Annotated in this window: 29 protein-coding genes, 2 tRNA genes and 1 other RNA gene; 21 read left to right on the top strand and 11 right to left on the bottom strand. The window is 66.6% G+C overall.

Annotation, left to right across the window (positions count from 1 at the left end; all coding sequences use genetic code 11):
- Positions 1–1,874, bottom strand: a 1,874-nt coding sequence (locus Amac_RS07010) for a DNA polymerase III subunit gamma and tau (protein ID WP_155353697.1), incomplete at its 3' end; no start/stop codon positions are given.
- 60 nt (positions 1,875–1,934) lie between these two features.
- Positions 1,935–2,030, bottom strand: an RNA gene (gene ffs, locus Amac_RS07015) — signal recognition particle sRNA small type.
- An 82-nt stretch (positions 2,031–2,112) separates the two neighbouring features.
- On the opposite strand from ffs, the gene Amac_RS07020 reads away from it, so the two are divergent.
- From Amac_RS07020 to Amac_RS54715, 6 genes are all read left to right on the top strand, one after another.
- Positions 2,113–2,198: transfer RNA gene (locus tag Amac_RS07020), tRNA-Ser, on the top strand.
- 342 nt (positions 2,199–2,540) lie between these two features.
- Positions 2,541–2,954 carry a ribonuclease domain-containing protein gene (locus Amac_RS07025; protein ID WP_155353506.1) on the top strand — a complete coding sequence of 138 codons (414 nt, stop codon included), beginning with the start codon at positions 2,541–2,543 and terminating at the stop codon, positions 2,952–2,954.
- A gap of 8 nt (positions 2,955–2,962) precedes the next feature.
- Positions 2,963–3,337: a barstar family protein gene (locus Amac_RS07030; protein ID WP_155353507.1), complete on the top strand. Its 375-nt coding sequence runs from the start codon at positions 2,963–2,965 to the stop codon at positions 3,335–3,337.
- A 1,091-nt stretch (positions 3,338–4,428) separates the two neighbouring features.
- Positions 4,429–5,379: a KPN_02809 family neutral zinc metallopeptidase gene (gene ypfJ, locus Amac_RS07035; RefSeq protein ID WP_155353508.1), complete on the top strand. Its 951-nt coding sequence runs from the start codon at positions 4,429–4,431 to the stop codon at positions 5,377–5,379.
- 46 nt (positions 5,380–5,425) lie between these two features.
- On the top strand, positions 5,426–6,271 hold the full coding sequence (ypfJ, locus tag Amac_RS07040) for a KPN_02809 family neutral zinc metallopeptidase (RefSeq protein WP_155353509.1): 846 nt from the start codon (positions 5,426–5,428) through the stop codon (positions 6,269–6,271).
- Positions 6,272–6,312: 41 nt separating this feature from the next.
- Positions 6,313–6,609, top strand: a complete 297-nt coding sequence (locus Amac_RS54715; protein ID WP_218040916.1) for a type II toxin-antitoxin system VapB family antitoxin — start codon at positions 6,313–6,315, stop codon at positions 6,607–6,609.
- A 243-nt stretch (positions 6,610–6,852) separates the two neighbouring features.
- Here Amac_RS54715 and Amac_RS07045 read toward each other — a convergent pair whose 3' ends face one another.
- The 6 genes from Amac_RS07045 to Amac_RS07070 all read right to left on the bottom strand — a co-directional run bounded on the left by Amac_RS07045 (position 6,853) and on the right by Amac_RS07070 (position 10,250).
- Entirely contained in the window at positions 6,853–8,013 is a 1,161-nt protein-coding gene (locus Amac_RS07045) for a hypothetical protein (protein ID WP_155353510.1), read from the bottom strand.
- A complete protein-coding gene (locus tag Amac_RS07050) occupies positions 8,010–8,567 on the bottom strand; it encodes a DUF4365 domain-containing protein (RefSeq protein ID WP_170322362.1) in 558 nt (185 codons plus the stop codon). Before Amac_RS07050 ends, Amac_RS07045 begins: the two co-directional genes overlap by 4 nt.
- Positions 8,568–8,689: 122 nt before the next feature.
- A tRNA-Ser gene (locus Amac_RS07055) sits at positions 8,690–8,777 on the bottom strand.
- A gap of 43 nt (positions 8,778–8,820) precedes the next feature.
- Positions 8,821–9,249 carry a tRNA adenosine(34) deaminase TadA gene (tadA, locus tag Amac_RS07060; protein WP_155353698.1) on the bottom strand — a complete coding sequence of 143 codons (429 nt, stop codon included), beginning with the start codon at positions 9,247–9,249 and terminating at the stop codon, positions 8,821–8,823.
- A gap of 14 nt (positions 9,250–9,263) precedes the next feature.
- Positions 9,264–9,746 (bottom strand): tRNA adenosine deaminase-associated protein, encoded by a 483-nt coding sequence (locus Amac_RS07065; protein WP_155344948.1) that lies wholly within the window; start codon positions 9,744–9,746, stop codon positions 9,264–9,266.
- 15 nt (positions 9,747–9,761) lie between these two features.
- The gene (locus Amac_RS07070) at positions 9,762–10,250 is read right to left on the bottom strand and encodes a tRNA adenosine deaminase-associated protein (protein ID WP_155344949.1); all 489 of its coding nucleotides are present in this window, start codon (positions 10,248–10,250) and stop codon (positions 9,762–9,764) included.
- Between the two features lie 140 nt (positions 10,251–10,390).
- Between Amac_RS07070 and upp the strand changes: the two genes are divergently transcribed.
- The 6 genes from upp to Amac_RS07100 all read left to right on the top strand — a co-directional run bounded on the left by upp (position 10,391) and on the right by Amac_RS07100 (position 14,417).
- Entirely contained in the window at positions 10,391–11,029 is a 639-nt protein-coding gene (gene upp, locus Amac_RS07075) for a uracil phosphoribosyltransferase (protein ID WP_155353512.1), read from the top strand.
- Between the two features lie 127 nt (positions 11,030–11,156).
- On the top strand, positions 11,157–11,372 hold the full coding sequence (locus Amac_RS07080; RefSeq protein WP_155344951.1) for a three-helix bundle dimerization domain-containing protein: 216 nt from the start codon (positions 11,157–11,159) through the stop codon (positions 11,370–11,372).
- An 85-nt stretch (positions 11,373–11,457) separates the two neighbouring features.
- Entirely contained in the window at positions 11,458–11,625 is a 168-nt protein-coding gene (locus Amac_RS07085) for a hypothetical protein (RefSeq protein ID WP_155353513.1), read from the top strand.
- The gene (locus Amac_RS07090; protein ID WP_155339877.1) at positions 11,622–12,152 is read left to right on the top strand and encodes a PH domain-containing protein; all 531 of its coding nucleotides are present in this window, start codon (positions 11,622–11,624) and stop codon (positions 12,150–12,152) included. The genes Amac_RS07085 and Amac_RS07090 overlap by 4 nt, the downstream gene beginning before the upstream one ends.
- A gap of 147 nt (positions 12,153–12,299) precedes the next feature.
- Complete coding sequence (locus tag Amac_RS07095) at positions 12,300–13,628, top strand: helix-turn-helix domain-containing protein (protein ID WP_155353514.1); 1,329 nt, start codon at positions 12,300–12,302, stop codon at positions 13,626–13,628.
- A gap of 102 nt (positions 13,629–13,730) precedes the next feature.
- Entirely contained in the window at positions 13,731–14,417 is a 687-nt protein-coding gene (locus Amac_RS07100) for a FadR/GntR family transcriptional regulator (RefSeq protein WP_155353515.1), read from the top strand.
- Between the two features lie 11 nt (positions 14,418–14,428).
- Here the strand turns inward: Amac_RS07100 and dnaN are convergent, their stop codons facing one another.
- The gene (gene dnaN / locus Amac_RS07105; protein WP_155353516.1) at positions 14,429–15,523 is read right to left on the bottom strand and encodes a DNA polymerase III subunit beta; all 1,095 of its coding nucleotides are present in this window, start codon (positions 15,521–15,523) and stop codon (positions 14,429–14,431) included.
- A 505-nt stretch (positions 15,524–16,028) separates the two neighbouring features.
- Between dnaN and Amac_RS07110 the strand changes: the two genes are divergently transcribed.
- A complete protein-coding gene (locus tag Amac_RS07110; protein WP_246268126.1) occupies positions 16,029–16,589 on the top strand; it encodes a Uma2 family endonuclease in 561 nt (186 codons plus the stop codon).
- A 60-nt stretch (positions 16,590–16,649) separates the two neighbouring features.
- Here Amac_RS07110 and Amac_RS07115 read toward each other — a convergent pair whose 3' ends face one another.
- The gene (locus Amac_RS07115) at positions 16,650–17,297 is read right to left on the bottom strand and encodes a response regulator transcription factor (protein ID WP_155353518.1); all 648 of its coding nucleotides are present in this window, start codon (positions 17,295–17,297) and stop codon (positions 16,650–16,652) included.
- Positions 17,298–17,299: 2 nt separating this feature from the next.
- Complete coding sequence (locus Amac_RS07120; protein WP_170322363.1) at positions 17,300–18,772, bottom strand: sensor histidine kinase; 1,473 nt, start codon at positions 18,770–18,772, stop codon at positions 17,300–17,302.
- 133 nt (positions 18,773–18,905) lie between these two features.
- Between Amac_RS07120 and Amac_RS07125 the strand changes: the two genes are divergently transcribed.
- The 8 genes from Amac_RS07125 to Amac_RS07160 all read left to right on the top strand — a co-directional run bounded on the left by Amac_RS07125 (position 18,906) and on the right by Amac_RS07160 (position 24,240).
- On the top strand, positions 18,906–19,769 hold the full coding sequence (locus Amac_RS07125; protein WP_155353520.1) for an ABC transporter ATP-binding protein: 864 nt from the start codon (positions 18,906–18,908) through the stop codon (positions 19,767–19,769).
- A 21-nt stretch (positions 19,770–19,790) separates the two neighbouring features.
- On the top strand, positions 19,791–20,549 hold the full coding sequence (locus tag Amac_RS07130; protein WP_155353521.1) for an ABC transporter permease: 759 nt from the start codon (positions 19,791–19,793) through the stop codon (positions 20,547–20,549).
- A 102-nt stretch (positions 20,550–20,651) separates the two neighbouring features.
- Positions 20,652–21,428, top strand: coding sequence for a helix-turn-helix domain-containing protein (locus Amac_RS07135; protein ID WP_307729703.1), 777 nt, complete (start codon positions 20,652–20,654; stop codon positions 21,426–21,428).
- A 27-nt stretch (positions 21,429–21,455) separates the two neighbouring features.
- Entirely contained in the window at positions 21,456–21,908 is a 453-nt protein-coding gene (locus tag Amac_RS07140) for an SRPBCC family protein (protein ID WP_155353523.1), read from the top strand.
- A gap of 79 nt (positions 21,909–21,987) precedes the next feature.
- On the top strand, positions 21,988–22,728 hold the full coding sequence (locus Amac_RS07145) for a metallophosphoesterase (RefSeq protein ID WP_155353524.1): 741 nt from the start codon (positions 21,988–21,990) through the stop codon (positions 22,726–22,728).
- Between the two features lie 92 nt (positions 22,729–22,820).
- The gene (locus Amac_RS07150; RefSeq protein WP_218040917.1) at positions 22,821–23,150 is read left to right on the top strand and encodes an ArsR/SmtB family transcription factor; all 330 of its coding nucleotides are present in this window, start codon (positions 22,821–22,823) and stop codon (positions 23,148–23,150) included.
- Between the two features lies 1 nt (position 23,151).
- A complete protein-coding gene (locus tag Amac_RS07155) occupies positions 23,152–23,619 on the top strand; it encodes an SRPBCC family protein (RefSeq protein ID WP_155353526.1) in 468 nt (155 codons plus the stop codon).
- Positions 23,620–23,643: 24 nt separating this feature from the next.
- Positions 23,644–24,240, top strand: coding sequence for a dihydrofolate reductase family protein (locus Amac_RS07160; protein WP_155353527.1), 597 nt, complete (start codon positions 23,644–23,646; stop codon positions 24,238–24,240).
- Positions 24,241–24,248 lie beyond the last annotated feature (8 nt).

The following is a 24,248-nucleotide window of genomic DNA, read 5'->3' on the forward strand; positions in this document are numbered from 1 at the left end:
GTCTGGGGGCGCTGGCTTGTGGGGGGTTGATGTGCTGGCGGGGGAGGCGTTGCCGTACCGGAGGGGGAGCCGCTGGGTGGAGGGCCTGCGGGTGGGCGGGGGGTGCCGCCGGTTGGGCCTGAGCCGACGACGATGTCGACGCGCCAGTTGCCACCGAGGACGTCGCCGAGGGCGGCCGCTACCACCTCGTCGCGTTTGCCCTTGAGGAAGCCTTGGACGTCGCCGGGCTTTTCGAAGCCCACGGTGACCAGGTTGCCTTCGGCGCCCAGGAGGCGGCCTTGGGCGTTGAGGATCATCCAGGCGACTCGCTGGCGGGTTTTGACGGCTTCCAGGACGTGTGGCCACGCTTGCATGACAGTGCCCATCCCGGCAGATTCCGCAGGCGCGGACGCGGGTTCGGCGGCGGGGAGTTGCGGGCTGGGCATACCCGGACGAGCCGCCGCAGGCCAGTCGTCGTCGGATTGGGTACGGCCGCCCGCCGGCCCGGTTGACGAACCGCTGCGAGGTTCGGGGACGGCGCCAGCCGAGGGGGTGGAGACCGTACCGGGGCGGGAGCCGGAGGTCGCATCTGGTTCATGGTCGGGGCGGGAGCTCGCGGCGGAGGCCGTACCAGGGCCAGCGGGGGGCGTGGCGTGGCCGGTGGAGGGTGTGCCGGATCCGGCTTGGGCCGAACCGGCTCCATGGGTTGTGGCGGGAGCCGTACCGGATGAGGGGCGGGGGCCTTCGCGTTCGAGGCGTTCGAGGCGGGCCAGGAGGGCGGCTTCGCCCTGGGCGGCGGCGGGGAGGAGGAGGCGGGCGCACATGAGTTCCAGCAGCAGCCGGGGCGAGGCCGCGCCACGCATTTCGGTCAGACCGGCGTTGAATACCTCGGCGGCGCGGGTGAGTTCGGCGGGACCCATGGAGGCGGCCTGCCCCTGCAGGCGCTCCAGCTCGTCGGCGGGCCGATCGAGAAGACCGTTTCCTGCGGCTTCCGGCACATTCGCCAAGATGACCAGATCGCGGAAACGTTCCAGCAGATCCATCGCGAACCGCCGCGGATCGTGACCGCCCTCGATGACGCGGTTCACGGCATGGAAGACGAGCGAGCCGTCCCGACGGGCGAACGCGTCGACGATCTCGTCCAGGAGGTCACCGTCGGTGTAACCGAGCAGCGAGACCGCGCGCTGGTAGGTGATGCCGGCGTCGTCGGTGCCCGCGAGCAACTGATCCAGAATGGAGAGCGAGTCACGAGCGGAACCGGCCCCGGCACGGACGACCAGCGGAAGCGCTGCCGCCTCGTACGGCACCGACTCCGACTCCAGGATCTCCTCCATGAGCTGCCGGATCGTCGCGGGCGGCATCAGCCGGAACGGGTAATGGTGGGTCCGGGACTTGATCGTCCCGATGACCTTCTCCGGCTCCGTGGTCGCGAAAACGAACTTGAGATGCGGCGGCGGTTCCTCGACGAGCTTGAGCAGCGCGTTGAACCCCTCCCGGGTCACCATGTGCGCCTCGTCGATGATGTAAATCTTGAACCGCGCGGAAACCGGCGCGAAGAACGCACGTTCCCGCAGATCGCGGGCATCGTCCACGCCACCGTGCGACGCCGCGTCAATCTCGATCACATCGAGATGGCCGGGCCCCGTCGGCCCCAGCGCCACACACGACTCGCACACCCCGCACGGATCGGGCGTCGGCCCTTCCGCACAGTTCAGACTCCGCGCGAGGATCCTTGCGCTGGAGGTCTTCCCGCAGCCACGCGGCCCGCTGAACAGATACGCATGATTGATCCGCCCGCTCCGCAACGCCTGGCGCAGCGGCTCGGTGACGTGTTCCTGCCCCTTGACCTCTGCGAACGTCCCTGGCCGGTACTTGCGGTAGAGCGCGAGACTCATACGGTCTCCTCGGGGAGAGCGTCGCCGATGGTCGGCCCTGAGATCGCGAGGATCCCAAAACCAGAAGACCCCCCGCACACCCGCCAGAGCCCGCTTATCCTTGCTGCCTTCCGGCCCTGGGGAGGTTCACAGGATGACGCCGCGCGAGGGGTCCTGACACAGTCTAGCCCTGCCCGGCAGTGCGTGAGGCCACCTCGGAATGGGCGCGGCATCCCTTGGGTCATGTAAGCTTCTCGGCGGAGGATTCGCCTAGTTGGCCTAGGGCGCACGCTTGGAAAGCGTGTTGGGGGCAACCCCTCACGAGTTCGAATCTCGTATCCTCCGCGCTTGGTTGAGCAGCAGAAACACGAAAGGGCCGGTCGATCCAACCGGCCCTTTCGTGCGTCTTGGGTCAGTTGCTTCTTAAGCACCCTCCGAGACCTGTCGCCGCGAGTAGATCCCTCACTGGGTGTGTTGGGGTCGGTAAGCGCCCGTATGCGTCACGACGACACCCCACATGCTGATCCGTTTCTGCGCAGTCAACGTGCCGGCCACCTGGTGATGTCGCCGGCGTTCCCCAGCCGCGAAGAGTTCACCATCCCTTTGACGATCTTTCTCTTCACTTGACACGAGTCAAAGGTGATCATCAGGGGTGTCACTGCCCTCGCTTTCCCTCATGGAGGCTTCGTGCACACCCCGCATCGCCCCCGACCCTGGTGGCCGGCACGGCTCACCCTCGTGCTCGCCACCATCGTCTCCCTGACCGGTGTGGCCGGCATCACCCCCGCCGAGGCGTCGGTCTACAACTCCTGCACCATCTCCCGATGCTCCGACGCGCGTTCGGCCAACGCGACCTGGAGATCCAAGGGCTACCCCACCACCAGCGGCTGGTACTCCTGGCCGGACGGCCGGTACAACTACACTGGCGGGCGCCACTACAACCGCGAGGGCCAGCTGCCCAGCGGCGCCACCTACTACGAGTACGACGTCTACTCCCGGGCGCGGGGGGCGGCACGTGACGCGTACCGGATCGTCGTCAACCGCAGCACCGGCGTGACCTGGTTCTCGCCGAACCACTACACCGACTTCTACCGGCTCTAGGAACTCCCATGACCGCCGCACGTCCGCTGCCGCACTGGCTGACAGTCTCCACCGGCCCGGCGCCGGCGGTCATCGACGGACGCGCATGCCGGACCCGCGCCGCCTTCTTCGAGGAGGCGGCACGGGTTCTGCGCTTCCCCGACTACTTCGGCCGCAATTGGGACGCGTTCGCCGACTCCCTCAGCGACGCGACCCGCGCCGGAACACTCACCCTTGTCGTGGAGCACGCCGAGGACCTCCTCAGCGCCGAGCCTCCCGAACAGTTCGCCACGCTGCTGAGCATCCTGGCCGAGGCCGCCCATACCGGGCTGACCATAACGCTGCACACCGACCCGGACCACGAAGCCCCGCTCCGCCATCGAGCAGCCCAAGCCCTCACCTGATCAGGGGAGCGGCGTCGTTCAGCGGTGGCTGTCGTAGCGCTCATGCCCTGCTCGGCGACCTGCCTGGACTGGCGCGTACAGAGATCCGCACTTGAACGCGCATTAGGGGCAACCCCTCAGGAGTCGAACCTCGTATCCTCCGCGCTTGGTTGAGCAGCAACAACGCCCAGGGGCCGACTGACCCAACCGGCCCTTTTGCCGCGGCTCGGACCAGCTGCCCCTTGAGCACATCTTGCGACCTAGCCGGGTAATAGATCCCGGCCTTCTCGCCTTACTAGTGAAACCTCGGACTCTGCCACAGAACCACGTGTACTCGCATTCTTGGACCACTATCGCTATCCATAGGTCCGCATTTCCATACCATGACCAGAGCTTGCTATGACAATGACATAAAACGTCCTCCGAGCCGAGCCACCCATTCAACCAATGGCGATATCCAATGGCGGTTCTCCGCGTGCATCGCCCCTGGTAGTGGTCTAGAGACACTTTATATAGCACTAGGAGACGATACGATTGCCGACACCTAGTGTCATTTCGTTCGGAGCCTGGCGGTCTGCCGGAACTCGCCGAACACCGACTCGTCGAATAAGTTGCGATTTGGGGCATCCTCAGTGGATAGGCGCTACTCTAGGCCGCACGAACGGATCTCCAGAGAACCGTCTGATGACGGCCCAGGCTGCGTAAAAGAACAGCCCCTCCGCTGGAACGGAGGGGCCGTCATTTCCTGCCCGTACGACTAATAGGAGCCATACGTGCGTGTCAGCTTACGCCAAAACTCGCGGACCGGTCAGAACATCTCGGACACTCAATCCGAAAGCACTCTCCTGACCTCGCGTTGGATCTTCCCGCTCATCATCCTGGGCGTGGCCCTCCCCGCCGTGTGGTCGCGACGCCCCGGACGGCGCAAGGACGCCCGTCAGGTCCTGGAGCAACTCCTGACGCCGATCCGCCCCCGCGCATAACACCCCTAACGGCACATCCGGGAAGGTCAACCCACAAGGTGATCTTCTCGGATGTGCCCCGCGTGAACCCCCCGAGCATGGGGATGATTACGAAGAGTAATCGCCCGGGCGCTCAGGAGGACTGCGCGGATGGATTTCAAAGACGACGCCGAGCTGGACCCGTCCCAGGTCGAGGACGCCAGGGCGTCGGGTCCGCAACCGGGCGGCGGCGGCTCGATGCCCGGTTGTGGCGCGATGCCCGGCTGCGCGCTGCCGATCGGCGGCAAAGGCGGATGTCTGCTCGTCATCATCGGCCTCGGCGCCATCCTCCTGCTCGGCCAGCCTCTCCTGAACGGCTTCTCCGGGGAGTACGGCAACCGGTACGAACCCTCGCCCCGCCAGCCCCAACCCAGCGGAAACCTAGCCGACCGCTGCAAATTCGGCGCAGACGCCGACCAATCCGAAGATTGCCGAATAGTCGGAATCGTCAACAGCATCCAGACCTACTGGAAACAAGCTTTCGCCGGCCGCGGTCGCACGTACACCCCCGCACGTACCCACCTCTTCGGCGGCACTCGCACAACGGTATCCACAGCCTGTGGAAAAGCCGACTCCTCCGTCGGCCCCTTCTACTGCCCAGCCGACCGAAAGGTGTATCTAGACCTAAGCTTCTTCAACGAGCTCCAAACCCGCTTTGGCGCACAAGGCGGACCTTTCGCCCAGGCTTACGTCATCGCCCACGAGTACGGTCACCACGTACAGAACCTGCTCGGCACCATGCGGCGCGTCGGCAACGACCGGCAGGGCGCCAACAGCGGCGCGGTCCGGCTGGAACTGCAAGCCGACTGCTACGCCGGGGTGTGGGCGCACAACGCGCTGCGCACCGGTTTCTACACCGAACCCTTCAGCAAGCAAGACATCGACCAGGCGCTCAGCGCCGCCTCCGCGGTCGGCGACGACAGCATCCAGCGGCGTACCCAGGGCTACGTCACCCCCGAGGGCTTCACCCACGGCACCTCGGCGCAGCGCGAGAAGTGGTTCAGCATCGGCTACGACTCCGGCGACCCCGGACGATGCGACACGTTCGCGGGACGGATCTGAGGGCAGCTGCGACGGTCGGAGGCAACCGACCGCGGGAGCGTCCCAGATGGACTTCGACGATCAGGCACAACTGGACACGTCCCAGGTGGAGAACCGGGGCGGCCGCGGCGGCGGGCTCGCCATCGGCGGTGGCGCCGCCGGAATCATCGTCCTCATCGTGGCCCTGGTCTTCGGGATCAACCCCGGCGACATCATGGGCGGCGGCCAGCCCGCCGGCCTGGAACCCACCTCCGACCTCAGCGAGAAATGCAGGACCGGCGCCGACGCCGACCAGGACGAGCAGTGCCGCGTCGTCGGCGTGGTCAACAGCCTGCAGGAATACTGGTCAGGCGAGATCCAGGGCTACGAACCCGCCAAGACCGCCCTGTTCACCGGCGGCGTGCAGACCGGCTGCGGCAACGCCGACTCCTCGGTGGGCCCGTTCTACTGCCCCAGCGACCGCAACGTCTATCTGGACTTGACCTTCTTCGACCAGCTGCGGTCCCAGTTCGGCGCCTCCGGTGGGCCCTTCGCTCAGGCGTACGTAATAGCCCACGAGTACGGACATCACGTACAAAACTTGCTCGGCACCATGGGCAAGGTGAGCCAAGATCAAGGCCCGGAAAGCGACTCCGTCCGCCTAGAGCTCCAAGCCGACTGCTTCGCTGGAGTATGGGCGAAGAACGCGGTAAACACCGGCTTCTACGCCAAAGAATTCACCCAGACCGACATCAAGGAAGCACTCGGCGCCGCGGCCGCCGTCGGCGACGACAGCATCCAGGAGCGCACCCAGGGCCGCGTCGCCCCCGACGCCTTCACCCACGGCACCTCCGAGCAGCGCGTCACGTGGTTCACCTCCGGCTACGACTCCGGCGACCCCGCCCGCTGCGACACCTTCTCCGGCACTCCCTGACCAGCAGGCAAAGCAGCCCCTTTTCTCCTAAACTACGTAGCGTGATCTTTAAGACGGTCGGCGATGGACGCCCCTACCCCGAACATGGCCTTGGCCATCGCGAATGGGCCCAAATACCACCCAGACAAGTCAGACTCGACACACTAGTCACCACGAAAGCGGTCCTAGATCTCCACTCTCTCCTGGCCAAAGACTCCACCTTCTACGGCGACCTGTTCCCCCACGTCGTCCAATGGCAGGGCGAGCTCTACCTGGAAGACGGCCTCCACCGCGCCCTACGCGCCGCCCTCCACCAACGCTCCGTCCTCCACGCCCGAGTCCTGGAACTAGAAAACTAACCCCCCGTCGGCCAGCCGGAACAAACAAACGTTGTTCCTCTGGCCGATCCCAACTCAGCCCCACACAACCCTTAAGCCCGCGCCTCAGGCCGAATCACCTCGCCGCGAAGGATTCCTCGGTATCCGCGCTATGGCTGGTCTGGCGACAGAGAGTTCACGGCCAAGCAGGCTGAAGCCCTGATGTGCTAGTGGCTAGTGTGACAAAATACGAACTTCTCCGATTTGTCGCGAGCTGCGCTGTGCTTACCCGTTGGTGGCTTCTTCGAGTGGCACCCGTATCGATACGGGTGCGGTTAGCCACCATGATCGCTTTGCCAGAGTCACCACGCCTGAGGCGATGATTGGGCGCCGATCTTCGTGGGCGCGGATGGCGAGTCGGTAGTCATCCCCGGCGAGTCTCATCTTTACCCGGCGTCGGGTGCGGCCCAGATATCCGTCGACCACCACGACGCCTTCGTCCTGGCCTTCAGCCCGTTCCAGGCGGATTACCTGGCCAAGGACGTCATCCTGCTCCACGACCGGGCGGCCACGAAGCGACTCCTGAACTCGTTCCAGGCGGGCTGGACTCGGACGAGGAAGGATTACACGGCTCAGCGTGCCCTCCGGCGGGGGTTGGCTTGGTGACCAGCGGAATGACATATCCAGGGCGCGGACACCTGGCTGCTGACTCATCTTCTCCAGCGAGTCGATCAATTCTGCGCTGGCACCGCGTTGAACCGCGTCGTCAAGTTCGGCCTCCGAACCGTCCGCGAGCAAGTCGCGCGCGGCGGCCAGCCCCGTCGCCAGCGTCGTCATCACCCGACGTGTGTACGTGCCGATGACCGCCTGATCGTCGGCGTCAGGTTCAGGGAGTTCCTCTGACCTGGTATCGACATGACGGGCAAGAATGGTGAGGACGAAGCTGCCCCGCAGGGTGTGCCCCATCCGGACCTCCTCGGCGAGGAATTCCTTCACCGCGTCAGGACGTCGCCCCGGATTCGAGGCACGCGGCCTGATCGCGCTGCAGGCGGCCGCTGTGAGCATCTGGCTCACACCGTTCAGCAGTTCCTGCGCCTCACTTAGCGGTATCGATCCGTCAAGGGTCTGCTGATCCGTACGAAGCAGCAGAATGTCACTGCGAGCACTCGCGATCTCCAGAGCGAGATCTTCCTGATTGCCAATGCCATACACGTCCGCGATCGTGGCCAGGGCATCTGCCAGGCGCGCTGAGAAGTCACGGTAGGAGCGATCGTACGGAAGCATCAGACTGGCGTCCGCCAGCACGTTCTCCCAGATCGAGAACAGACCATCCCGCACGTCGGTCTGAACCCATCCGCTCACCTCAAGGAAAGCCTCGATCGCGGCAGGCGACAGATCTTCGGTGAGGATCAGTGGCCGGGCAGCGTGGTCACTCGTGGCGTTCATGGCTGTCCTCCATCACCCACACGCTGAAGTATCCCCAGGAGCTGCTCGACATTGAAGACGTTCACCCTGGGAAGGACCACGGTCTTCGACGCGGTTTCGATGGGTTCATGCCCTTCGAGGCACACCCAATATGCAGTCTTGCGGAGCAGCATGCCCTCTTCCTGCGTCTCCAGCCATCGATCAAGCCGGTGGGGCACCAGGAGAACGACAAGAATCTTCCGGTTGTAGGTCCTCAGATCACGCAAGGCGTCATAGTGACTGCGATCTAGAGACCAGTGCACGCCATCATCCCTCAGGACATCCTGCTCGGTGCACTTCATCTGCACGTCCACCGTGGACGAGCTGAAACGACGATGATTGGCGACCTGACGGATCGTGTAGTCGACGCGCTCGTCATCTACCCTGAGGTCCGAGATCTTGCATCTGCTGGCCGCTGTGATCGCATGCGTGAAGGCGAGGCTGAACTGCTCCTTGCACTTACTGGCGTGCAACGAGCCGTAGGGAGCACCAGCGGAGGTCCACAGCTCACCCCACTGATCTTGCTGCGAAAGCACTCGTGTCCCTCCAACGTCAGGAGAGCTGCCAGGTCTAACACACCGGACCGACAGAACGAGGGCGGCCACGAAACGCAAGAGAGCCGCTGACCTGCGCACGCAGATCAACGGCTCATTTCGGGTGGCGGTGGTGGTGGGATTTGAACCCACGGTAGGTTGCCCTACACGCGCTTTCGAGGCGCGCTCCATCGGCCACTAGGAGACACCACCGCGCAGCAGCTTACCGGACAAAGGTGGGTGGGTGCGCCCGCATTCAGGGGCGGCGGGCTGCGAAGAAGGTGCGCAGCAGGGCGGTGGATTCGTCGGCGAGGACGCCCATGAGGACTTCGGGGCGGTGGTTGAGGCGGCGGTCGCGCAGGACGTCCCAGAGGGAGCCGGCGGCGCCGGACTTCTCGTCGGGGGCGGCGTAGACGACGCGGGCGAGCCTGGCCTGCACGGCGGCGCCGGCGCACATCGTGCACGGTTCGAGGGTGACGACCAGGGTGCAGCCGGTGAGGCGCCAGTCGGCGCGCGCGGCGGCGCGGATGGCGAGGATCTCGGCGTGCGCGGTCGGGTCGTGCGTGGACTCGCGGGCGTTCCCGGCTTCGGCGAGGATCTCGCCGGTGGGGGAGAGCACGACCGCGCCGACGGGGACTTCACCGCGCTCCCCGGCCTGTACGGCTTGCGCCAACGCCACCCGCATGGCGCCCTCGTACGTCACCGCAACCGGTCGAGCTCGTCCCCGAAGGACAGCCGCTCCGCGACGACGGAGAGCGTGTCGGCCGGAAGCATGCCCTCCTCCATGCTGAGCTCCAGCAACTCCTCCGCGCTCAACCCGAAATCGGCGAGCAGCTCGAAGTCCCCGGCGGGCCGTACCCCCAGATCGGGCGTCTCCTTGTCCACCGCCACCCCGGCCAGCTCGGCGAACAGCTCGCCCAGCGAGTCGGCGAGCCCGGCCTGCGCGTCGGAGAGGAATACGCGGGGATCGGCCTCCCCGTCGTACCGGACGATGGCGAACCATTCATCCTCGACCTCGACGCAGAGCACGGCCAGCTCGTCGCCGGTCAGCCCGAGGGCTTCCTGGACGGCGTCGCCGACGTCGTCGGCGATCTCCGCTTCGGTGAGGTCGACTTCGGCCCCGGTCCAACCGGAGCCGTTGCGAAGGAAGGCGGCGGCGAAGAGATTCGGTCTCGGTGGCATGTCCAGCTCCCGACGTCAGCCGGTGGCGGCGTCGACGGCACGTTCGAAGGGGTCGCGGAATCCGAGGCGCGCGGCGATGCTGAAGAGCACCTCGTCGGGGTAGAGGTCGTCGTCGCCGGAGAGGGCGCCGAGTTCCATCTCGTCTAGGCCGAGGTCGGCGAAGACCGACAGGTCGCCGCAGGGCAGGACGCTGTCGAGCTCCTCCTCCTCGGGCACGGGCACATCGAGGTAGTCGAGCACCTGGCGGGCCAGCGGCCATTCCCAGGCGGCGGTGATGTCGGAGAGGAAGACACTGACGCGTTCGCCGAAGACCCGTAACGCCACGAAGAAGTCATCCCCCACCGCGACCAAGCCAATCGTGCCGCCGTCGCTGGGCTGCTGGCGGAGAGCTTGGATGAGGCCGCGGAGGTCGGAGGTCAGCGCCACCGGCAGCATCTCGGCTTCCCAGTGATCGTCCTCGCGGTAGACCACAATGGCGAAGTCAAGCGCGTCTTCGTCTGTCATCGGTGCTCCACCGGCGCGGTCTTCACGTTGGCCATGGTCCCAGAAGTGCACCGATGCCGTCCGGTGCTCACGCCAAATTGTGATCAAAACAGCCGGGCTGCTTCCGGCGGAGCTAGCGGTTGGCGGTAAATTTTGCTGTCATGGAGACCCTTGTCGTTGATCATCCGCTTGTCGCCCACAAGCTGACCACGCTGCGCGACGTACGGACCGACTCGCCGACATTCCGCCGGCTGGCCGACGAACTGGTCACCCTCCTCGCGTACGAGGCGACACGCGACGTCCGGGTCTCCGCGGTGACGGTGGAGACGCCGCTGACCCCGGCCCAGGGCGTACGGCTGTCGCGGCCGGCCCCCATCGTGGTCCCGATCCTGCGGGCCGGCCTGGGGATGCTGGACGGGATGATGCGCCTGCTGCCGACGGCCGAGGTCGGTTTCCTCGGCATGATCCGCAACGAGGAGACGCTCGAAGCGTCCACCTACGCGACACGGTTGCCCGAGGACCTCTCCGGCCGGCAGTGCTACGTGCTGGATCCGATGCTGGCCACCGGCGGGACCCTCGCCGCCGCCATCCAGTACCTGTTCGACCGCGGCGCGGAGGACGTGACCGCGCTCTGCCTGCTGGCGGCCCCGGAAGGCCTGGCGCACCTGGACGGGATGTTCCAGGGTTCCAGCCGCCCGATCCGGGTGGTCACGGCCGGCCTGGACGAATGCCTCAACGACCAGGGCTACATCCTCCCCGGCCTCGGCGACGCGGGCGACCGGCTCTACGGCGTCGTCTAATCCGTCTCTGAGCACTCCGAAACTCGGGCTTTCCCTGGCCATAGTTACAGCGCGTGCCGACACGGGTACGTAGAGTAATGACGACGTCTCTTTTGCGTCACTCGACGGGCGCGTGCCAGGGAGAGCCATGAGTCAGCTTCCGGACAATAGTGATCGTTACGAGCAGGTCGAGGCCGCGCTCCTAGATGAGTTCGCGGGGGTGCACCCCGCCACGACCGTCACGCGCTGTATTCAGGCCGCCCACCATGGCGCTGTGGAAGTGACGGGTCACGCCTATCCCGGGCTGGTGGAGCGGATCGCACGGAAACACCTGCAGGTCCTCGCGGCCGCGCAACGCGGATAAGCAGGGGTCATATCGACGCCGGATGTTCCGACTTTTTCCGCTTTACCGAACATGGTGCCTGGGTAATCTATACCTCATGGGAGTGGTGACGGCAGTGCAGGTCAAGAAGATCCTTAAGTGGGGAGCTGTGGCCCTGGTGGCGTTCTACCTGTTGTCGAGGCCGCATGACGCAGCCGACACCGTGACGGGCGCCGTGACCGGCGTCATGAACGCGGCGGACTCGGTGGCCCAATTCTTCGCGCGTCTCACATGAGGCTCGTGACCCACGGGGATTCGGCCCCGTCATCGGTCAACCGCTACCTCCTCCCCCACGAGCACCAGGTGATCATGGTCCGGCGTCACCCGGCCGTGCTGCTCCGCCCGGTGGCCGAGATCTTCGGTGGCCTCATCCTGGCCGGCCTGCTGAGCAAGTGGCTGGGGGAGAACAACGGGGGCAACGCCCTGGTCGTGATCTGGTGGGCCTGGCTGCTGCTGCTGATCCGGTTTGTCTGGAAGGTGGCGGAGTGGTCGGTGGACTACTTCGTGGTCACCTCGGCGCGCATGCTCCTCACCACCGGGCTGATCACGCGCAAGGTCGCGATGATGCCGCTCGGCAAGGTGACCGACATGAGCTTCCAGCGCGACCTGCTCGGACGCATGCTCGGCTACGGTGAGTTCGTCATGGAATCGGCCGGTCAGGATCAGGCCTTGCGGTCGGTCCCATACATCCCTTACCCGGAGACGTTGTACCTCGAAGTTTGCCAAATGATTTTCCCCAGCAAGGACGACTCGGACGACTGACGTCCACAATTGTCGCTTTCTCTGGTCGAATCCCGAGGTGTGGACAAAGGTTCGCCCTCGGGATTCTTGACGGGAGGGTTACCCGATTGAGGGGCTTCGTGCCATCATGGCGGGACCATTGACCATTCCCATGCCCTGAGAGACCAGATGCCGAGTCAGGGAACCATAGGTGACCGCGTCCGAGGCCTGCGGTTGAGCAGGCGCATGTCCCAAGCCCAACTTGCCGGGCCGGATCTGTCCGACTCTTACGTCTCGCTGATCGAGTCAGGTAAGCGAACGCCGACGCCGGTCGTCGCGCGCCTGCTGGCCGAGAGACTCGGTTGCACGACGGAATTCCTGCTGCACGGGATCGAACCGCGGCAGCGGATCGACACCGAGCTGAGCCTGCGCCACGCGGAGCTCGAGCTCTTCCACGGCGACCCGGCGATGGCGGCTGACCGCTTCAGCGACATCGTCAAGGCCGCGGGCGAGGAGAACGCGATGCTCGCGGCCCACGCCCGCTTCGGCCGGGCCCGGGCGCTGGAGTCGCAGGGCCGGATCGGCCGCGCGGTCGAGGCGTTCGAGCGGCTGCGCCGGGAGGCCGCCGCGCATCCCGAGCGGCTCGCCGGGCTGCCGCTGACGGTGGCGCTGTGCCGCTGCTACCAGCGCGCGGGCGACCTGCAGCGGGCCCGCGACCTGGGCGCGCAGGCGCTCTCCCAGGTGGATCAGCTGGGCGTGGACCAGGGCGAGCTCGCGGTCGACCTGGCCGCCGCGCTGGTCGAGACCGAGACCGGGCTGACCTTCGTGGACCGGGTGATCGCCTCCAACGGGGTGACGCCGGTGGCCGACCGCAGCAACGAGATCCTGGCGCTCTGGCAGGCCAGCGTGACCGCCGCCGAAGGTGAGGACTCCGCGCTGGCCGTGCAGCTGGCCGAGGACGCCATCGCCGCCGGACGGCCCGCCCGGATGGCCATCAGGATGGCCAGGATCGCGATGCGCTGGGCCAGGATCACCGTGGTCAACCGCGCGGACGAAGATCTGGACCGCGCCAATGAGCTGGCCACCGCCGCCGGTTCGGTCTTCGCGACCTTCCCCGCGGAAATGCTCGAGCACGCCCGCAGCCTGATCGTGCTTTCTCACGTACGGCTTCGCGCGGGAAACCCCGACGAGGCCGGGGAACTGGCCAACCGGGCGCTCGACGGCCTGGTGGGCGTGCGGGGGACGACTCCCGCGGCGGCCTATCTGGTGCTGGCGGAAGTGGCCCTGTCACGGTCTCAGGACGCCGGTGGCGAGCTGCGCCGGGCGCAGGAGTTGCTCAGCGTGGCCGGGCCGCAGCCCGACCGCGAGACCGCCAGGACCTGGCGCGAGCTCGGCGACCTCTGGGGCCAGGCCGGTGCGCGGGAGAACCAGGCCAGGGCGTATCGTAGGGCGCTCGAAGCCGTGGGCATCCACGCGAACGTGCCGGGCACCGCGGTGCCCGCGGTGCTCACCCGATAGCTCCTCCCAGGGCACCCGGATTTGTGCTGGATGCCCTGGAATAATTAGGGTCGACCAGTCATTGACTCATGGGATGACTGGTTTCCCCGGAGGAGGCGGACTGTGAGTCTGCGTACGGCGCAGCGTGCGTCTCTCGTGGACCAGGTGATCGACCAGCTCAAGGAGCAGATCACTTCTGGTTCATGGCAGCTGCATGGCAAGATCCCCACCGAGACCGTGCTCGCCGAGCAGCTGGGCGTGGGGCGCAACACCGTTCGCGAGGCCGTCCGCGCGCTCACCCACGCGGGCTTGCTCGACTGCCGCCAGGGCGACGGCACCTACGTCCGCGCCACCAGCGAACTGTCCGGCGCGATGGCTCGCCGCCTGCGCACCGCCGAACAGCTCGAAATCCTTGAGGTACGGCGTGCGCTCGAAGTGGAGGCCGCACGCCTGGCCGCCACCCGCAGGACCGACGCCGACATCGTGGCCATGGAGACCGCCCTGGCCCGCCGCGAGCAGGCCTGGTCCGGGGGCGACCCCACCATCTTCGTGGAAGCCGACCTGGCCTTCCACGTCGCCGTCGTGCAGGCCACCCACAACCGCGTCCTCATCGACCTCTACGCCGACTTCTCCGCCGCCCTGCGCGCCAGCATCGCGGCCGCGGGCGGCACCCTGGAGCAGAACTACATCCCCCACGACGGCATCGTCCGCGCCATCGCCGCCGGCGACGCCGCAGCCGCCGAACACGCCGGCCACGCCTGCATGGAACACATCCTCATCGCCCTCACCGACGCCCAAGACCTCAGCTAGACCGTGCCCGGTCACGGTAAGCGCAGGGACATGACCAGGTAGCGGAAGGACGGGTCGTCGCCTTCCTCGGTGATGAGGGCTGGGCGGGTGGGCGAGTCCATGTTGAGGCGGACCTTTTCGGTTTCGACGCCGGCGAGGCCGTCGAGCAGGAACTGCGGTTGGAAGGCGATGACGATGTCGTCGCCGTCCAGCTCGGCCTCGACCACCTCGGCTCCCCGGCCGATGTCGCCGCCGCCTGCCTGAATGAGGACCTCGCCGCCGGAGAACGTCAACCGGACCGAGGCCGTGTTCCGCTCGGCGACCAGGGTGACGCGCTTGATCGCCTCGATGAAGGCCGCGACCGGGATGGTGGCGCAGATCGGCCAGTCGCTGGCCAGGCGGGCCCGATAGTCGATGAACTGGTCGTCCAGCAGCCGCACGGTGGTCGCCTTGCCCTGGCTCTCGAAGCCCGCGACATTGTTGCCCAACCCCACGGACACCTCACCGCCGCGCAGTGACTTCGCCACGTCGACGAGCACCTTGGCGGGCACGACGACGGCATGGGCCGCGTCATCGAGCTCCGGCGACCAGAGAAAATCCCGAGCCGCGATCCGGTAACGATCCGTGGCGGCCATCGAGACGTTGATCCCCTCGATGTCCATCCGCACTCCGGTCAACATGGGCAGGGTGTCATCCCGGCTGGCCGCCACCGCCACCTGCGCCACCGCCGTCGCGAACACACCCCCGCTCACCGCGCCGATCTTCGGCGGCAACGTCGGCAACGTCGGAAAATCCTCCACCGGCAACGTCAGCAGCCCGAACTCGGCGCTCCCACAGGTCAGCACCGCCTCCGACCCCGACGTCACGATCTCCACCGGCTTCCCCGGCAGGCTCCGCGTGATCTCCGCCAGCACCCGCCCCGGAATCAGCACCCGCCCCGGCTCAGCAACCTCCGCCTCCACCTCGGCCCGCGCCGACACGTCATAATCAAACGCCGAAACCCGCAGCCCCTCGCCCGCCTCAAGCAACAACCCCGACAACACCGGCAAGGCCGGCCGCCCCGGAATCACCCGAGCCGCCCACGCCACCGCCTCACCCAGCACATCCCGGTTGACCTGAACCTTCACCGCAACCTCCCTCGAGCCACAAGTCCCGCTGCCAAGCTATCGACCACCACCGACAGAATCCGGCCCCTCCCAGTCTGTCACCACCCTCTAGATCACCACAGCGGCCCAACTGTCCCTCATGTCCTCCAACACACGGGAGGGCATTGCCGTCCAACCGTCACGTCCCCGCCTGCGTGCGTTGAGTTGATCGGTGTGCTTCGAGAGGCGCGAACAGGCGCTCACGCCCGGAGTCACGTCCCCGCCCGCGTGCGTTGATCCGCGATCTGGCGGAGCGTTCGCAGCCACGCCAGGTCGCGTCCACGTGCGTTGATCAACTGGAACAGCCTGCCACCCGAGTCTCCAGCGACATTCCTCGCGAAACCCGACCCCCAGACCAACGTGATTCGATGGCCAGGGCTGCTGGGTTAGCATCGAACCGGCGAATCAGCACTCGCGATAGCCGCTGGGAGGCGTGATCATGAGCGGACCTGGCTTGGCCCACGACGTGGGATTCGGGCCGTACACCGTGTTGGATCTGCACGAGCTTCCGGAGGACGGCAAGGGGTTCGAGCTCGAGGACGGGTGGCTGATCGAGGTGGCGGCTGGATCACGACACAACTGGGCGGCACGGAACCTGTCCCGAATCATCGAAGCGGCGGCTGTCCGAGCCGGCGCCGCAGTGATCGTCTGTGACGGCGGCGAGTGGGAGATCAGTACCCCGGCCGGAATCCGCAAACCGGATATCTTCGTCATCCCCCGTGAAGTCGCCCGGGCTGTGATCATCGATGAATCGCCGAAGGTGATCCCCGGCAGAGAGGTGCTGCTGGCCGTCGAGGTCGTCTCCCCCGGAAGCAGCAGCGAGCGCAACGACCGAGTGCGCAAGGTCGGCGAGTATGCTGCCGTCGGCATCTCGCAGTACTGGATAGTGGACCATCATCCGAACCCCCGCGTGCAGGTGCTGACGCTCGGCGAGCACGGCTATACGGCTACACCTGCAGTGATCGCGGGGACGATACTGACGAGCGAGATCGAAGCGGACAAATCCTTCGAGATCTCTTTCGACCCCGCCGTGCTTCTCGAATTCTGAGCTCGATGGTCGCGAGCAGACGTTCGAAGGCGACCTGGCGCGCTTCTCGAATCTGAGTGGCTACTTGTCGTTCAGGTAGGCGAGAACGGCCAGGACGCGGCGGTTGTCGTCGTCGCTGGGGGCGAGGTTGAGTTTGAGGAAGATGTTGGCGGTGTGTTTGCCTACCGCGCTTTCGCTGAGGAACAGGCGCTGGCCGATGGCGGCGTTGGATCTGCCTTCGGCCATGAGTTCGAGGACTTCGCGTTCGCGGGGGGTGAGGCGGGCGACCGGTTCGTTTCTGGAGTTGCTGGCCAGGAGTTTGGCGATGACCTCGGGGTCCATGGCGGTGCCGCCCGCGGCTACCCGGCGGATGGCGTCGATGAACTGTTCGGCGTTGAAGACGCGATCCTTGAGCAGGTAGCCGATCCCGCCGGTGCCGTCGGCCAGGAGTTCCCGGGCGTAGAGCTGTTCGACGTGCTGGGACAGGACGAGGACGGGGAGCCCGGGGATCTGGCGGCGGGCGGCCAGGGCGGCTTGCAGGCCCTCGTCGGTGAACGTGGGCGGGAGGCGTACGTCCACGACCGCGACGTCGGGGCGGTGGGTGATCAGGGCGGTGAGGAGGTCGGGGCCGGATTCGACGGCCGCGACCACCTCGAAGTCGTGGGCTCTCAGGAGGTGGACCAGACCCTCGCGGAGGAGGTGCAGGTCTTCGGCGAGAACGACCCTCATGATCAACAGTCTATGGCCTCTTCTCTGGCTACCGAGGCCGACAGCACGATTCCTCCGGCCAGCATGGTGGCGCCCAGGGTGATCATCGCGAAGACGGTCGGCCACTGCAGCGGCTCGGGCATGTAGAGGGCGAGGAACCAGGACTTGGTCGGGGCGCCGAAGGCCAGCATGAATCCGGTCACGATGCCCTGCGGGATCAGCGGGATCCAGCACAAAGTCCAGCAGATCGCCACCAGCGCACCGCGCCAGCCCGCGGACCGGATCTCCGGCTCCTGAGCGGACAGCGCGAACGGGAGTTCCAGGGTGGCGACCGTGGGCCCGCCAGGTGGGCTGGTCAGCGCGAGCACGCCGTCGAAGGTGGCCAGCCGGCGCTCGATTCCGGACAGGCCGCCGCCGGGATGGATCACGGCGCCACCGGACCCGTCGTCGGCGACGGTGACGCGCAGCGCCCGGCCGCGCCTGCTGATGTCGATGGAGACCTTGGTGGCGTGCCGGGAGGCGTTGGCGAGGAGCTCGGCCACCGCGAAGTACACAGCCGACTCGACGGGTGATTCCGGTCGTTCGTCCAGGTCGACGGAGACCTCGACCTTCAGCGGGCTGTCCAGCGCGAGCGCCCGGATCGCGTCGCCGAGGCCGCGTTCCGCCAGTACGGGCGGGTGGATGCCGCGGACCAGCTGCCGCAGTTCGGCGAGCGCGGTCGCGGAGGACTCGCGGGCCTTCGCCAGCAGCGCTTTCGCGGCTTCCGGATCGCTTGCAATGAGTTGCTCGGCCGCGCCGATCGTCATGCCCACGGCGACCATCCGAGCCTGCGCGCCGTCGTGCAGGTCACGCTCGATCCGGCGCAACTCGGCGGCCTGGGCGTCGACGGCCTCGACGCGTACCTGGTTCAGGTGGCGCACCTGGCCGATCAGCTGGGTGGAGGCGGTCGGGCCGAGCATGCCCATCGCGTAGAACCCGTAGATCCGCAACGCCCAGGGCGCGACCACGATCGCGGCTACCGGGAGTGCCAGGCCCCAGAGGTTGCCCTGCCAGGTCTGGTAGACGCCGTATCCGATCAGGAGGGTCGGGCCCGCGGCGAGGACCGCGCGGGTCCAGGGGTCGATCAGGAGCCAGACGATTTCGCGCCAGGTCGATGGGTCGCGCAGGAACCAGTTCAGGCGGGCGTTGAAGGCGGGCATGGTGGGTTTGCGGTAGAGGGTACGGCCGTCGCGGTACCAGCCGTCGCGTTGCCGTACCGGCGGAGGGGGTGGGGGATGGTACGGTTCCTCGATCTTGATGCCGGTCCAGCGGAGGATCAGGCGGCGGTCCAGGCGGGCGACCGAGCGGATCAGGCGGATCGAGGGGGGAAACAGGAACACCATGCCAAGGATGAACGACAGCACGACGCCGACCAGCGCGATCAGCGCCGCGGGAATCTGGATGAGCACCACCGCGAACAATGCCAGCCCGTGTCCGAGCACCTTGATGTGTTTCATGACCCCAAGTTTGGACGAATGACTCTCGGCAGGGCAGTGGCCGAAGGCGTACGGACGGGGTGGGGGTAGGTACACCGGCACTGGGTCGCCAAGCGCATTCTGCGGCGGGCGCGGGATTTCTACCTTTCGAGGTATGGAAATCATCACGGTCGAGAACCTGCACAAGCGCTACGGCGACAAGGTAGCGATCACCGATGTCTCCTTCGCCGTCGAAGAAGGGGAGATCTTCGGAATTGTCGGGCGCAACGGCGCCGGCAAGACCACCACGGTCGAATGTGTGGCCGGGCTGCGTACCCCCACGAGTGGCACGATCAATGTCGTCGCCGATCTCAAGCAGCAGGTGGGCGTGCAGCTCCAGGACTGCTCGCTGCCGGACAAACTACGCGTCGGCGAAGCCCTCAGCCTGTACGCCTCCTTCTACACCAACCCCGCCTCCCCCACGGACCTGCTGGCCGAAGTCGGCCTCGACCCACGCGTGCCGTTCGCCAAGCTCTCCGGCGGCCAGCGGCAGCGGCTGTCGATCGCGCTGGCCCTGGTCGGCAACCCGCGGATCGCCATCCTGGACGAGCTCACCACCGGCCTGGACCCGATGGCCCGGCGCGAGACCTGGGACCTGATCGAGCGGATCAAGGAACGCGGCGTCACCGTGCTGCTGGTCACGCACTTCATGGAAGAGGTCGAGCGGCTCTGCGACCGGGTCGCGGTGATCTCCGAGGGCCGGGCCCTCGCGGTCGACACCCCGGCCGGTCTGATCGCCCGCGCCGAGGGCTCGGACCGGGTGATCTTCCGGACCACCGGGTCGGTGGAGCTGCTGAAGGCGCTGCCCGAGGTGGCCTCGGTCGTCATCGAGGGCGACCTGGTCACGGTCACCGGCAACGCGAACGTGCTGCACGCCGTCGTCGCCGCGCTCCCCGCCGGGCGGATCGCCGACCTGCGCACCGAGCGCACCACCCTGGACGACGCCTTCCTCATCCTGACCGGCCACTCGGCCGTCTGACTCTTTCCGAAGGAGCCCCCCATGCCCGCCACCGCCCTCTTCCCCCGCCGGCTCGCGATCACCGAGATCAAGCTCTACCTGCGCGAACCGCTCGCCACCTTCTTCGCGATCGGGCTGCCGCTGGCGCTGCTGCTGATCTTGGGTGCGGCCATCCCCGACTTCCGCGAGCCCGCCGCCGACATGGGCGGCGCCCGGCCGGTCGACACCCACCTGCCGGGCATGATGATCCTGCTCTCCATCCTGACGGTGGCGTTCAGCGTGATGCCGTCCGCGCTGGTGATCTACCGGGAGCGTGGCGTGCTGCGGCGGATGTCCACCACGCCGGTGCGGCCGATCTCGGTGCTGACCGTGCAGCTGGTGATCAACGCGGTGACGTCGATCCTGGCCACCGCGCTCATGCTGATCTTCGGACATCTGATCCTGGAGGTTCCGTACCCGCGCATGTTCCTGGCCTTTGCCGGGGTGTTCGTCCTGGGTTCGGTGACGATGTTCGGGATCGGTCTGGCGCTGGCGGCGGTGGCGCCGAACTCGCGGGTCGTGCAGAGCGTCGGCGCGGGCATCATGTTCCCGCTGCTCTTTCTGGGCGGTATGTGGCTGCCCCGGCCGTTGATGCCGGAATGGCTGCTGGTGGTCAGCGACTACAGCCCGACGGGCGCGTTCGGGCAGGCGCTCACCGACGTGCTGGGAAACCACGCGCCGAGCCTGCTGCACCTCGGGGTGATGGTCTTCTGGGCCGCCGCCGGCATCGTCGCCGCCACCCGGTGGTTCCGCTGGGAGTAACCCGTGCTGATCTGGTACGGCCTCCGCCTCCTGGCGGGGGCCGTTTACGTTCGAGGTAATCGCCCGCATTCTGTCGGGGGGCGTAGTTTCGGGGTTGTGACGGTGACTGAGCGGCCAGTGGGCGAGTTGCTCCGGCGGTGGCGGGAGCATCGGCGGCTCAGCCAGGTGGAGCTGTCGATCCAGGCGGAGATTTCGACCCGGCATATCAGCTTTCTGGAGACCGGGCGGGCCAAGCCCAGCCGGGGCATGGTGTTGCGGCTCGCGGATCATCTTGATCTGCCGCTGCGGGAGCGGAATCGGTTGTTGCTGGCGGCCGGGTTCGCGCCGGTGTACGGAGAGTCGGGGCTGGGGTCGCCGCGGATGGCGGCGGTGTATGACGCGATCCGGAGGATTCTTGACGGTCACGACCCTTATCCGGCGGTGGTCGTGGACCGGAGATGGAACCTGGTGGACGGGAACCGGGGCATCACCCACCTGACCTCCGGAATAGATCCGGATTTGTTGGGAAATGTGTTGCGGGCGTCGTTGCATCCCGAGGGCCTCGCTCCGCGGATCGTCAATCTAGGCGAGTGGCGGGCGCACCTGCTCGGCCGGCTGCGACGGCAGATCGCTATCACGGCGGATCCTGAACTTTCCGATTTGTACGGCGAGCTACGCGCCTACCCGTGCGACCAGCCGGAGCCGGAGGTCGAGCTGCCCGGACCCGGCGACATCCTCATTCCGATGCGGATCCGGTACGGCGATCGCGAATTGTCGTTTCTAAGCACGATTGCGACTTTTGGGACGCCGCTGGATGTAACCGTTGCCGAGTTGGCTATCGAATCGTTCTTTCCCGCTGATGATCAGACGCGTCGTGAGATGTCACAATTCGCGGATTAGATCATTGTTCCACAGCAGGAGGCAGGCGTGCCGGAAACGGTACTGACGAACACGTTCCACGTCGACACCACCCCCGAGGCGGTGTTCGAACATCTGACCACCCCCGAGAACTATGTGGGCCTGTCCCCCATCGTGATCGCCGTCCACGACGTCGACCGCTCGTCACCCGGAGTGATCCGCTACACGGCCGTCGAACGCTTCCGCTTCCTCGGCTTCATCACCCACGACAACCCGATCAAGGTCGAACTGTTCACGGAGGGATTGTCGTTGTACGGGGAGGTACGCAGCCCGGGGAACATCCGGATGGGATACCGGTTCGACCTCCACGCGGACGGGGACCGCACCCGGATCGAGGACCGGCTCGACCTGCGGGCTCCCTGGTTCCTCCTCCGGTACGCGGCGGGCGAGGCACGCAAGGTGCAACTGGCCCGAGGCCGCATCCTGGCCGAACGCCTGGCCCCAGCGGAATCCGCAAGCTGAGACTCCCCTGCGTGTGGTCACCGGGAGCTGTCAGCCGCTCCCCATGAGAGGCTGGCAGTCCGGTCTTTGAGGAGTGCTCATGATTGTTCTGGCTCACGTCAGCGATGTCCACATCGACGGAAGCGACCGCAACACCGAACGGACCGCGCACGTCATGTCGTACGTGGAGGAACTGGACGTCTCCGCGGTCATCGTCACCGGCGACATCGCGGACAACGGCGCCGAGGACGAATACACGATCGCCCGCGCGGCACTCAAAACCCGCCACCCGTCGATCGTCTGCCCTGGTAACCACGACAGCCGGGAGCCCTTCCGCAAGGTCATGCTCGACTCGGATGCCGAAGTTGTCGAGCCCATCAACCAGGTCTTGAGGATTCCTGGAGCCACGATCATTCTGTGTGACTCCAGCATTCCCGGTCGCGCCGAAGGACGTCTGGACGACACGACGCTCGCCTGGCTGGACGACACGCTCGCCGCCGAAACCGGTCCTGTCTTCGTCGGCATGCATCACCCAGCGACAGCGCTCGGGATTCCCTACGTGGACGGCATCGGCCTACGTGAGCCAGAACGCTACGCCGCCATCCTCGAACGCCACCCGCACGTTGTCGCCACCCTCGTCGGCCACGCCCACACCGGCGCCGCCACAACCTTCGCCAACCGTCCCCATCTGGTCGCGCCCGGCGTCGTCAGCACCGCCCTCCCACCCTTCGAGTGCACCACCCAACCCCCAGTGAGCTTGGACCTCCCACCTGCTCTCGCCCTGCACATCTACGACAACGGCCAGCTGACGACCCACTACCGAGCACTCCCGCTGCCCTAGGGCTCTTCTTCTTAAGGGTTGACACGAGCTGCGGCAGGACGCATATTCAACCTACAAGTTAATTAACCGATCGGTTGAGGAAGGCGGAGACCGTGGACCGGCTGAGCGAGGTGTTCAGCGCCCTCGCCGACCCGACCCGGCGGGCCATCCTGGCCCGGCTGGCGGAGGGCGAGGCGACGGTCAACCAGCTCGCCGAACCGTTCCCGATCAGCCTCCAGGCCATCTCCAAGCACCTGAAGGTGCTGGAACGGGCAGGGCTGATCACCCGCGGCAAGGAAGCGCAATGGCGGCCATGCCGCCTCGACGCGGGGCCGCTACGCGAGGTGGCCGACTGGATCGCCGACTACCAGCGGTTCTGGGAGCAGCGCTACGACCAGCTCGGCGAGTACCTGCAACAGCTTCAGAAGCAACAGGAGGAGTGAGATGAGCGACAACCTGACGGTGACCCTGCCGTCCGACCTGGAGGTCAAGATGGTGCGCGTGTTCGACGCGCCGCGCGCGCTCGTCTTCGAGGCGCACGCGAACTGCGAGCACCTCAAGCACTGGTGGGGCCGGGGCAACCCGCTCGACTGCGTGATGGACTTCCGCCCGGGCGGAACGTACCGCTTCGTCGAACACACGCCGGACGGCGAGCAGTACGCCTTCCGCGGTGAGTACCGGGAGATCCAGGCGCCGGAGCGGATCGTGCAGACCTTCGAGTTCGAGGGCATGCCCGGCCACGTGTGCGTGGAGACGCTGGAGCTGACCGAGGAAGACGGCAAGACGACGGTCACCAGCGTCACCCGGTTCGACACCAAGGAAGACCGCGACGGCATGGTGTCCTCCGGCATGGCGGACGGCGCCCGGGAGTCCTACCAGGCCCTGGCCGCCTACCTGGCGAAACTCTCCTGAATCTCTACGGTCACGGAGGAACCAATGCGCGAGCTGACAGTGGACCTGTTCTGCACGGTGGACGGCTGGCTCTCGGGCCGCAACTCACCCGGCTACTTCGGGTACGCCGGTCCCGACCTGCAGGGGTGGATCGACGAGCAGGTCGCCCTCCCGCACGTGATGCTGATGGGAAGCAACACCTACACCGCGCTGGCACAGATCAACGCCGAAGGCGGCGATCCGACGATGCCGGCCGAGTCCCCCGCGTTCAAGCGTATGGACGAGCTGCCCAAAGTGGTGTTCTCAAAGTCGTTGAAGCCGCCTCTGACATGGATCAACACCTCGTTGGTGGCCGAGGACGTCGCGGTGGCCGTACCCGCGATGAAGGACGAGCCCGGCGATCCGATGCGAGTGATCGGCAGCCCGACCCTGGTCCGCAGCCTGTTCCGGCTCGGCCTGGTGGACCGCCTGCGCCTCATGGTGTTCCCGCAGGTGCTCGGCGAGAGCGGACAGGAGCGCTTCCTGCAGGGCCTGCCCGATGTCAACCTGCGGCTCATGTCCACCGAGGTGCTCGACCAGCGGCTGGTCCTGCTGGACTACAAGCTGGAGGAAACTCCAGCCGTTCAGGGCCCGGAGGCGTGATCTGCGTC

The organism is Acrocarpospora macrocephala (assembly GCF_009687865.1).
GTDB lineage: Bacteria > Actinomycetota > Actinomycetes > Streptosporangiales > Streptosporangiaceae > Acrocarpospora > Acrocarpospora macrocephala.

Bases quoted from the DNA above. Each gene is read 5' to 3' on its own strand.
- Amac_RS07030 (WP_155353507.1), top strand. From the start codon at position 2,963: ATGACCGCCGCACGTCCGCTGCCGCACTGGCTGACAGTCTCCACCGGC.
- ypfJ (WP_155353508.1), top strand. From the start codon at position 4,429: ATGGATTTCAAAGACGACGCCGAGCTGGACCCGTCCCAGGTCGAGGAC.
- ypfJ (WP_155353509.1), top strand. From the start codon at position 5,426: ATGGACTTCGACGATCAGGCACAACTGGACACGTCCCAGGTGGAGAAC.
- Amac_RS07045 (WP_155353510.1), bottom strand. From the start codon at position 8,013: ATGAACGCCACGAGTGACCACGCTGCCCGGCCACTGATCCTCACCGAA.
- tadA (WP_155353698.1), bottom strand. From the start codon at position 9,249: ATGCGGGTGGCGTTGGCGCAAGCCGTACAGGCCGGGGAGCGCGGTGAA.
- Amac_RS07065 (WP_155344948.1), bottom strand. From the start codon at position 9,746: ATGCCACCGAGACCGAATCTCTTCGCCGCCGCCTTCCTTCGCAACGGC.
- Amac_RS07070 (WP_155344949.1), bottom strand. From the start codon at position 10,250: ATGACAGACGAAGACGCGCTTGACTTCGCCATTGTGGTCTACCGCGAG.
- upp (WP_155353512.1), top strand. From the start codon at position 10,391: ATGGAGACCCTTGTCGTTGATCATCCGCTTGTCGCCCACAAGCTGACC.
- Amac_RS07080 (WP_155344951.1), top strand. From the start codon at position 11,157: ATGAGTCAGCTTCCGGACAATAGTGATCGTTACGAGCAGGTCGAGGCC.
- Amac_RS07090 (WP_155339877.1), top strand. From the start codon at position 11,622: ATGAGGCTCGTGACCCACGGGGATTCGGCCCCGTCATCGGTCAACCGC.
- Amac_RS07095 (WP_155353514.1), top strand. From the start codon at position 12,300: ATGCCGAGTCAGGGAACCATAGGTGACCGCGTCCGAGGCCTGCGGTTG.
- Amac_RS07115 (WP_155353518.1), bottom strand. From the start codon at position 17,297: ATGAGGGTCGTTCTCGCCGAAGACCTGCACCTCCTCCGCGAGGGTCTG.
- Amac_RS07120 (WP_170322363.1), bottom strand. From the start codon at position 18,772: ATGAAACACATCAAGGTGCTCGGACACGGGCTGGCATTGTTCGCGGTG.
- Amac_RS07125 (WP_155353520.1), top strand. From the start codon at position 18,906: ATGGAAATCATCACGGTCGAGAACCTGCACAAGCGCTACGGCGACAAG.
- Amac_RS07130 (WP_155353521.1), top strand. From the start codon at position 19,791: ATGCCCGCCACCGCCCTCTTCCCCCGCCGGCTCGCGATCACCGAGATC.
- Amac_RS07145 (WP_155353524.1), top strand. From the start codon at position 21,988: ATGATTGTTCTGGCTCACGTCAGCGATGTCCACATCGACGGAAGCGAC.
- Amac_RS07155 (WP_155353526.1), top strand. From the start codon at position 23,152: ATGAGCGACAACCTGACGGTGACCCTGCCGTCCGACCTGGAGGTCAAG.
- Amac_RS07160 (WP_155353527.1), top strand. From the start codon at position 23,644: ATGCGCGAGCTGACAGTGGACCTGTTCTGCACGGTGGACGGCTGGCTC.